We start from the raw sequence: 8,742 nt of genomic DNA on the forward strand, positions 1-8,742 counted from the left end.
CAAAGCGCATGAAACAAATTGTGGCAATGTGAGGACACCAATGGCAATGCGAAAGGTAGCGGCAATTGACGGCCAGGGCCGAATTTCTGTCATCGAAGAACCCGTTGCAGCCCCAAAGCCAGGCCAGGTTCAAATCGAAGTTGCGGCGAGCATGGTCAGCCCCGGCACAGAATTGGGTGGGGTGAAAAGGCGGCGAGAAAATCCATCGGATGCCGCACCTCGCCCGTTTGGATATTCCAATGCCGGCGTGGTCGTGGCGCAAGGCGCGGGGTGTGAAGACATACCACTTGGGACGCGCGTAGCCTGTATGGGAGGCGGATATGCCCAACATGCGACCCATGCCTGTGTACCGCGCAATATGGCGGTACACATTCCCGATGGCGTCAGCGATGAAGACGCCTCGTCTATTCATCTGGTCGCAACCGCCTTAAATGCCGTGCGGCGTGGCGCATTCCAACTCAGCGAACACATTGCCGTGGCAGGTCTGGGACTTGTGGGACAATTTACTTGCCAGTGGGCACGTATTTCGGGATGTTATGTAATGGGCCTGGACCAATTGCCCATGCGTCTAAAAAAAGCGACCACCTGTGGCTTGCTGCGCGGGGTCAATATCACAGAGGAAGACCCGGTTGAAGTATCGAAGATTTTTACGCGCGGTTATGGTATCGATGGCGGTGTAATTGCTTTTGGTGGCGATGGCACACCGGCTTTTATCACGCTTAGCAAAATGATCAAAAAAGCACCCGACACGCACTTGATGGGGCGCATTGTCATTGTGGGCGGCGCCCGGATAGAACACGGCTTTGCATCCGCGCTGGGCAATCTGGATGTGCGCAGTGCCGCACGCACAGGACCGGGCTATCACGACGAGGAATGGGAACACGGTGCGGATTATCCCCCCGTTTTTATGCAGTGGACAACGAGGCGAAATTTAGAAGAATGCTTGCGCTTCATGGATTCCGAACACTTAAAAGTAGCCCCCCTTATCACCCATCGGGTTGCATTAGATGACGCACCCGAAGCATGTGAAGAACTCATCCAGAATCCCAACGCGGCACTGGGCGTCGTGTTTTTACCTTAAGAGGAGTCACAATGGCAGCAAAACGCTATCGCGCCGGTGCAATTGGTCGGACCGGGCAGGGCAATTTTGGACATGGCCTGCATGTGCCCTATCAAAAAATCGACTGCGTGGATATGATCGCCGTAGCCGATCCAGACGCAGCCGGACGAGAAAAGGCCATTGCAGATGCAGGGGCAGAGCGAGGGTATGAGGACTATCGCGACATGCTGGCGAAAGAAAACCTCAATATTGTCAGCGTGTGCCCCCGGTGGGTCGATTGTCACGAAGAAATGATCTTAGCGTGTATCGAAGCCGGCTGCCATGTCTATTCGGAAAAACCACTTGCAGGTGACCTCGCGTCTGCAGATCGCATTGTAGCTGCCGCCGAACAGAACAACTGCAAAATTGCCGTAGCTCATCAGGCTGTTTACCTCAGACAAGTGCATCAAGTGCGCGATCTAATACGAGAAAATCGAATTGGAAAACTCCTCTCCATGCATGGGTATGGCAAACAAGACCATCGAGGCGGCGGCGAAGACATGCTGGTGTTGGGAACACATCTCTTCAACATGATGCGCTTTTTGGGTGGCGATCCCCTGTGGATGACAGCGCGCGTGACAGTAGGAGACCGAGAAATCGCACCCGAGGATGTGCGGGAAGCCACAGAGCCAATTGGTGCGATTGCGGGCGACGGCGTGGTCAGCCTGTTTTCTTTTGGCGATGGCGTGGATGGCTCTTTTGTCTCGCGGTCCAATCAAGCGGGAAAAGGACAGGGCTATGGGCTGGTACTGGTTGGAGAATCTGGGCGAATAGCCATAAGCGGAGGTGCCGAAGCAATATCCATTTACGAAGATGGACTGTGGTCACCCTGGAGAGGAGGTCCTGCGTGGCAGGCGCTCGACCTTGCGGGTGATCACTTGCAAGAGACGGGAAATTATCTCGCCATTATCGATCTGATTGACGCCATAGAACGCGATCGCGCCCCCATTTCCAGTGATCGAGATGCGCGTTGGGCGTTGGAAATGATTCACGGGGCGTACGCATCCCAAATTTCTGGACAACGCGTTGTTTTTCCGAACCCCGATCGTTCTCATCCGCTCGAGAAATGGCATTCCGGGCATTGATATGGTTTTATCCAGGTCTATATTGATATTATTTTTAAAACGCTTTGTCCCTCGTGGAAAGGTCACAAAATGAAACTAAACGTATTGAAAGAATTGCCCCGTTCCTTTCAGGCATCCGTATTGCTTGCCGGATGGCCCGGTATGGGCAGCGTAGGAATTGGTGCGATTGACTATATCCGACGCAAACTCGATGCCGTCGCATTTGCAGAAATAGACATGCAATCCCACTTCACGCCCGAAGCCATGATCGTAGAAGATGGGCTCGCGACCTTTCCCGATCCGCCTGCCCATGTATTTTATGCAGTAGAAGAACACGACCTGATTATTTTTCAAAGCGAGGCGCAAATAGGCGGAGTACCCGGCGATGAATTATTGGACAAAATTCTGGATGTGGGACAACGGGTTGGCATCGATACCGTTCTCACGGGAGCGGCCTATCTCACACAGTCCAGTCACAAAGAAGATGCACAGGTGCTGGGGGTGGCGAACAACACTGAATTTCGAGATTTACTGGCATCGCATGGCGTGGAGATCTTAAAAGAGGGGATGGTCTCAGGGCTTAATGGTCTATTGATGGGCTTTGCTCAAAAACGCGATCTCAATGCAGCCTGTTTTTTGGGAACCATGCCGCAATACGCAGCACCCATCCCAAACCCCAAAGCTTCAAAAGAGATTGTGCTGACTCTGGCACATTTGTTAAATTTTTCGGTCGATATGTCGGAAATTGACGACGCTGCCGAAAAAATGGAAGGCACAATGGAAGATATTGAGATGCAGATCCAAAAGACATTTTCCCACATGGACGATATTCCAGAGAACGAATTCCCTGGCGGAAAGATCGAAGAGGATAAAGTGCCGCAGTCCGTTATGGAACGCATTGAAAAGATGTTTCGCGAAGTGAAAAAAAATGATCAGTTTCACAAAAAAGCCAATGAACTCAAAGCGGAACTGGACCGTTGGAACCTGTATCCATTTTACGAAGATCGTTTTCTGAATCTTTTCAAATCTGGCCCCGGAGGAAGCAGATAAATGACCGACATTAAAATTGATCTTTACAGCGATACATCCACCGTGCCAACACAAGCGATGCGCGAGTTTATGTGTCGGGCAAAAGTGGGTGATGAGCAAAAGGGCGAAGACCCGTCGGTGAATGCCCTACAGGATATGGTCGCCGAGATGCTGGGCAAAGAGGCGGCTCTTTTTTTGCCATCGGGAACGATGTGCAACCAGATTTCTTATGCGGTTCACTGCCGTGCAGGAGATCTCATTTTAGTAGATCGCACCGCACACCCGCTCATATCAGAAGCTGGCGGCGCAGCGGTGCTCGCTCGCGCAACACTGTATCCCATTGATGGGAAAAACGGCATGTTTACACCCGAGCAAATGGCAGAGGTTATGGTGCCGTCAACGCGATACAGACCGCCCTTCCGCCTCGTCTGTGCCGAACAGACCACAAATATGCCGGGAGGACGTATATGGCCCCTCGAACACATACGCGCAGTGTGCGATATGGCGCACGAAAAAGGCGCTTTAACGCACATGGATGGCGCACGACTGCTAAATGCAACAGTTGCAACTGGCATTGCACCAAAAGCGTACGCCGAGTCTTTTGATACCCTGTGGATCGATCTGAGCAAGGGCCTGGGCGCGCCTGTGGGGGCTGTGCTGGCGGGACCTTCAGATTTTATTCTCAATGCCTGGCAGTGGAAACAGCGTATCGGAGGCGCCATGCGGCAGGCTGGCATCATTGCCGCTGCTGGTATTTACGCGTTAGAACACAACGTCGAACGCATGGCAGAAGATCACGCCAATGCAAAACACCTGGCAAAAGGTATTGCAAAAGCTCCCGGCATCGGAATCGATGTCGAAGGTGTAGAAACCAATATGGTGCGCTTTGACGTGACTCAATTGGGCATTTCCGGTCACGATTTTGGCGACCGATTGCTCGCTGAATACGGCATCCGCGTAAGCGTCATCGGCACACACCTGATAAGATTGATCCCACACATCGGCATCTCCAAATCCGATGTTGACCAAGCCGCACAGGCGATCTGCCACCTATCAGAAAAAGTGGGCTGCAAAACGTAAACTGGAGGTTGTAATATGCCAGAACTATCTATTTCCACCTGGAGTTTACACCGCGCTTTGGGAAAAGCGTGGCACGACCGCACATCCGATGGCTTTGTGAACCGAAACCCTGATGAGGGACGCATACAGCTACTCGATGTCCCCCGCGAAGTGGCATCGCATGGCATTGGGCATCTGGAAATCTGCCATTTTCACTTCCCTACAACAGATGATGCATTTATCGCAGATCTGCGCGCAGAACTGGACAGACACGGCGTATCGCTTTACAGCATCTTGATCGACGCCTGGGATATAACACATCCCGATACAGCACAGAGAGAAAAGGACCTGGCGGAAATTCGGAGATGGATTGACGTCGCATCCACCTGTGGCGCAGCGAATGTGCGCGTAATTGCCGGCGAAGCAGAGCCAGGCGCGGAAGCCATCGCACTGAGCGCGCAAAATCTCCTGCAATTGTCGGACTATGCGCGCGATTGTGGCGTACGTATCATGACCGAGAACTTCAAGCGATTGACCCAGCGCGCCGCCCCCCTACTGGATATTTTGGACAGATGCGATGGGAAAATCGGACTGTGTACCGATTTTGGCAACTTCAAAGGGGTACACAGGCTGGGCGACCTCGCAGAGGTGTTGCCATTTGCAGATACGATCCACACCAAAGCGGATTACGAAGATGGGATCATGTTGCGGGACCAATTCCTGGCCTGTCTGGACCTGACGCGCAAAGCCAATTTCTCGGGATATTATACATTGATCTTCCAGGATCCCGGCGAAGAATGGACATATCTCAACGCGCTCAAGCGCGAAGTACTGCCGTATCTATAGCCCTATCTTGAGGATAATCTAATGCAACCCGTTCGCGCTGGCTTATTTGGCCTGACACATCCCCATTCAGAAGCCCATTTCAAAACCCTGCAGGCTTCTTCACTGGTAGATGAGATTGTTCTGTACGACGCCGACCCCTCGGCTCTGAACAGCTTTAATTTAACAGACAAAGTCGCAGGTACTTATTCCGATCTCAGCGTGCTTTTAGGCTCTGAAAATATAGCCTTTGGTGTGGCCTGCGCCCAAAACGACCAGAACCCAGACCTTTGTCTGCGCTTGTTCGAGCAAGGTATTCACGTCATCAGCGAAAAACCCATCGGTGCTTCGGTTGCAACTGTTTCTCAGGTCGTAGATGGCGCGGCAAAAGCAGGTGTCCAACTGGGCGTTATGTATCAGAACCGCTATCATCCCACCGCTTGTGAAGCGCGAAGACTCGTGCAAGGTGGTGCAATAGGTCACGTGACATCTTGTGAATCTCGGATGGTCACATCACAGGTAAAATTTCGCGATCCCAAACACTGGCTATTTGATCGGTCGATCTCTGGCGGCGGCATCTTATCGTGGTTGGGGTGTCATTATATCGACCTGCTGTGCTATGTCATGGACGCCGACATCGTCTCCGTTTCTGCAGTTGTCGATACACTCAGCGGCGAAGACATCGATGTTGAAGATGTAGCGTCTCTATCCTTTCGGTTTTCCAATGGCGCGCTGGGTAGTATGCAGGCCGGTTATCAACTATCAATAAGTGGCGCGGGTTATATGGGGCCGAATTACGATACGTATATGGGATTTCGCGGTCACGAGGGCCGCGTGTTCTGGACGCCTTCAGGTGGCCCATCAGAATTGTATCTCGAAAGCGTTGCAGAAGGCTGGCACACGGCATCTCAGCGAACCTTTGATTACACGCTACCCGAAGTCGATGCTTATGGCGGAGCTTATGGGATCGCTTTTTTGGATGACTTTATTCGATCTACTGCGGGTAAAGGTACGGCCCCAACCTCTGGAGAAGATGCCTTAAAAGTCGCCAGAATCATTGAAGCGGCGTACAGGTCAAATGATACCGGTCAACGCATTGAATTGGGTGAGATGTGAAAGCACCTCCTCCGAACATCCTCTTTCTCCTGACCGATAACCAGCGCAATGACCTGCTCGGTTGCGCTGGCAATCCAATCATCAAAACCCCAAACATCAATCAGCTTGCCGCAAACGGTGTGCGGTTCGAAAACGCATTCTGCACAAGTCCAATCTGTGCTGCAAGCCGGGCCAGCTATCTCACCGGCGTCTATGAAAAACGCCACCGATTCACCTTCCTCACACCACCCCTTCAAAGCGCATATACAGACATCTCCTACCCTGCTACTCTTAAAATGGCGGGTTATCGCACGGGGCTAATCGGCAAATTCGGCATAGCCACCAACGGAGTCGTCCCCGCTCTGCAGGACGAGGATGCAGTGGGAAAGATGTTTGACGTATTCGACAACTACGAACACTGGACCGAAGAAGGGTATGAAATCAGACAGCCCGATGGCAGTGTGCGCCACCTGACCGACATCACCGGGGACAAAACAATCGACTTCCTGCGCACGCATCAATCAGATCATCCCGGCCAGCCATTTTGTCTCTCCGTCAGTTTCAATGCGCCGCACGCACAGGACAATGACCCGCGATACTACATCTGGCCCGCTACTGAAGATCACCTCTACACAGAGACGCAGATACCGGAACCATTAAACGCCCATCCCAACTTCTTCTGGCAAATGCCAAAATTTTTGCGCGAAACGGAAAGTCGCGTGCGATGGCAAAAACGCTATGCGACATCTGAGGACTACCAGAGAAACATGCGAGGGCTGTACCGAATGGTGAGCGGTGTCGATCGGAACATAGGCAGGATTCTCGGGACCATGGATCAACTGTCATTATCCAACAACACAGTCGTAATCTTCGCATCTGACCACGGGATGTACTATGGAGACCGCGGACTCAGCGACTGCTGGCAGTTGAACGAACAGTCGATCCGCATTCCCCTTATTGTCTTCGATCCGAGGGATGCCGAGGGCAACCGGGGTCTCATCCGCGAAGAATTAGCACTAAACATCGATATCGCGCCAACGATCCTCGAACTGGCGAGTCTGGACGCTTCGGACAAAATGCAGGGCAAATCCCTTGTCCCATTGTTGCACGACGAGAAAATTGACTGGCGAAAAGCGTTCTTCTGCGAACACCGGTTCCACCGCACCGACATCCCCAAGAGCGAAGGCATACGCACAAAACGCTGGAAATACATTCGCTACTACGAGCAACAGCCCGTCCATGAGGAACTTTACAACCTTCGCAAGGACCCCCACGAATCATTCAATCTCGCGGGAGATCACAGATTCTCAAATCAACTCAAACGACTGAGACGACGATGCGATAAAATGAGCGCTGAATGCGCTTAGCACCTATCTTATACCACATAAGTGATCAATGGCTGATCCGTGAGTCCAGCTATAAGATTATCTACTGTGCGCTGTGCCATTGCCATGCGCGTCTGGCGTGTAGCACTGCCCAGGTGGGGAACGATAACCACATTGTCCATGGACAGGAGGGGATGATCGCGTGGAAGGGGTTCGGGTTCAGTCACATCGAGTGCGGCAACTGCGATCCAATTATTCTCAAGAGCTTCTACGAGTACATCGTGATCGATAACACCACCGCGCGCCAGATTGACCAGTATGGCGGTTCTTTTCATTCGCCTGAGCTGATCGCGACCAATCATATTTCGCGTTTCCTCAGTCAGCGGCACATTCAAAGTGACAAAATCCGATTGTTCGAGCAAATCGTTGAGAGAGACATAAGTCGCACCCAACTCGACCTCGGCTTTGGGATCGGGCTTTCGGTTGTGATAGAGCACATTCATGTCAAATCCCCTCGCCCGTCGCGCAACCTGCCGGCCGATATTGCCCATACCAATAATACCCAGTGTTGTACCGTGAATTTCGTGACCAATCAAAATGCGTGGATCGTAGTGCGTAAAAGCCGCACTGCGGGCAAAACGGTCACCAATAACGATATTGCGGGCGGCGGCCATGAGCATTGCAAAAGTCATATCAGCTGTCGCGCCATCGAGCATATTGGGTGTATTGCCCACTGGAATCCCGCGCTGTTTGGCTGCTGAGAGATCAATGTGATCTACGCCAACACCAAAATTGCTGATAACCTTCAAATGGGGCATGCGATCCATAAAATCACCACCGATAATCGGGTGTCCATAAGTGAGCAGCCCCTGTGCAGACGCGAATTTATCATCTGAAACATTGCCGTGCGCCAAAATGTGCAGTTCGCAGCGGTTATTCATCATCTCGGGAATTTCATCTGGAAGATCGACATCGACGAGAACTCGATATTGCATACACACTCCTTTCTCAGGTATTATTTTTTGGAATACTTCAAAATAGCACGCGATGAAAGATTTGACAACCTGAGTTAAGTATTGCAGGAGGCACGCGAATTGCGTAAATTGAAAAGTGATCGTGCGTTGTAAAAAAACAAATGAACCCTGGAGGAGGGAATATGGACCGGTCAAATTTTGGCGTCGCGGTCAAAAAATGGCAGTTTAAAGTATTGAGAAACTGCACTTTACTTATGATGCCAGTCATAACATTT

The 8,742-nt window shown here is 51.7% G+C and carries 8 protein-coding genes; 7 read left to right on the forward strand and 1 reads right to left on the reverse strand.

Annotated elements, in window-relative coordinates:
- The 7 genes from OXG87_15065 to OXG87_15095 all read left to right on the forward strand — a co-directional run.
- The coding region (locus tag OXG87_15065; GenBank protein MCY3870867.1) for a zinc-binding alcohol dehydrogenase at positions 1–1,081 on the forward strand (1,081 nt) is incomplete at its 5' end.
- A gap of 11 nt (positions 1,082–1,092) precedes the next feature.
- Positions 1,093–2,184 (forward strand): Gfo/Idh/MocA family oxidoreductase, encoded by a 1,092-nt coding sequence (locus tag OXG87_15070; GenBank protein ID MCY3870868.1) that lies wholly within the window; start codon positions 1,093–1,095, stop codon positions 2,182–2,184.
- 69 nt (positions 2,185–2,253) lie between these two features.
- On the forward strand, positions 2,254–3,213 hold the full coding sequence (locus OXG87_15075) for a PAC2 family protein (protein MCY3870869.1): 960 nt from the start codon (positions 2,254–2,256) through the stop codon (positions 3,211–3,213).
- The gene (locus tag OXG87_15080; protein ID MCY3870870.1) at positions 3,214–4,272 is read left to right on the forward strand and encodes a threonine aldolase family protein; all 1,059 of its coding nucleotides are present in this window, start codon (positions 3,214–3,216) and stop codon (positions 4,270–4,272) included.
- A gap of 15 nt (positions 4,273–4,287) precedes the next feature.
- On the forward strand, positions 4,288–5,097 hold the full coding sequence (locus tag OXG87_15085; GenBank protein ID MCY3870871.1) for a TIM barrel protein: 810 nt from the start codon (positions 4,288–4,290) through the stop codon (positions 5,095–5,097).
- A gap of 21 nt (positions 5,098–5,118) precedes the next feature.
- Positions 5,119–6,189, forward strand: a complete 1,071-nt coding sequence (locus OXG87_15090) for a Gfo/Idh/MocA family oxidoreductase (GenBank protein MCY3870872.1) — start codon at positions 5,119–5,121, stop codon at positions 6,187–6,189.
- Positions 6,186–7,535 (forward strand): sulfatase, encoded by a 1,350-nt coding sequence (locus OXG87_15095; protein ID MCY3870873.1) that lies wholly within the window; start codon positions 6,186–6,188, stop codon positions 7,533–7,535. The genes OXG87_15090 and OXG87_15095 overlap by 4 nt, the downstream gene beginning before the upstream one ends.
- Before the next feature lie 8 nt (positions 7,536–7,543).
- On the opposite strand, the gene OXG87_15100 is transcribed toward OXG87_15095, so the two are convergent.
- Complete coding sequence (locus OXG87_15100) at positions 7,544–8,488, reverse strand: D-glycerate dehydrogenase (protein ID MCY3870874.1); 945 nt, start codon at positions 8,486–8,488, stop codon at positions 7,544–7,546.
- Positions 8,489–8,742 lie beyond the last annotated feature (254 nt).

It is taken from the genome of Gemmatimonadota bacterium, assembly GCA_026706845.1.
GTDB lineage: Bacteria > Latescibacterota > UBA2968 > UBA2968 > UBA2968 > VXRD01.

Excerpts from the sequence above, each read along its gene's own strand:
- OXG87_15090 (MCY3870872.1), top strand. The coding sequence starts at position 5,119 with ATGCAACCCGTTCGCGCTGGCTTATTTGGCCTGACACATCCCCATTCA.
- OXG87_15075 (MCY3870869.1), top strand. The coding sequence starts at position 2,254 with ATGAAACTAAACGTATTGAAAGAATTGCCCCGTTCCTTTCAGGCATCC.
- OXG87_15100 (MCY3870874.1), bottom strand. The coding sequence starts at position 8,488 with ATGCAATATCGAGTTCTCGTCGATGTCGATCTTCCAGATGAAATTCCC.
- OXG87_15080 (MCY3870870.1), top strand. The coding sequence starts at position 3,214 with ATGACCGACATTAAAATTGATCTTTACAGCGATACATCCACCGTGCCA.
- OXG87_15070 (MCY3870868.1), top strand. The coding sequence starts at position 1,093 with ATGGCAGCAAAACGCTATCGCGCCGGTGCAATTGGTCGGACCGGGCAG.
- OXG87_15085 (MCY3870871.1), top strand. The coding sequence starts at position 4,288 with ATGCCAGAACTATCTATTTCCACCTGGAGTTTACACCGCGCTTTGGGA.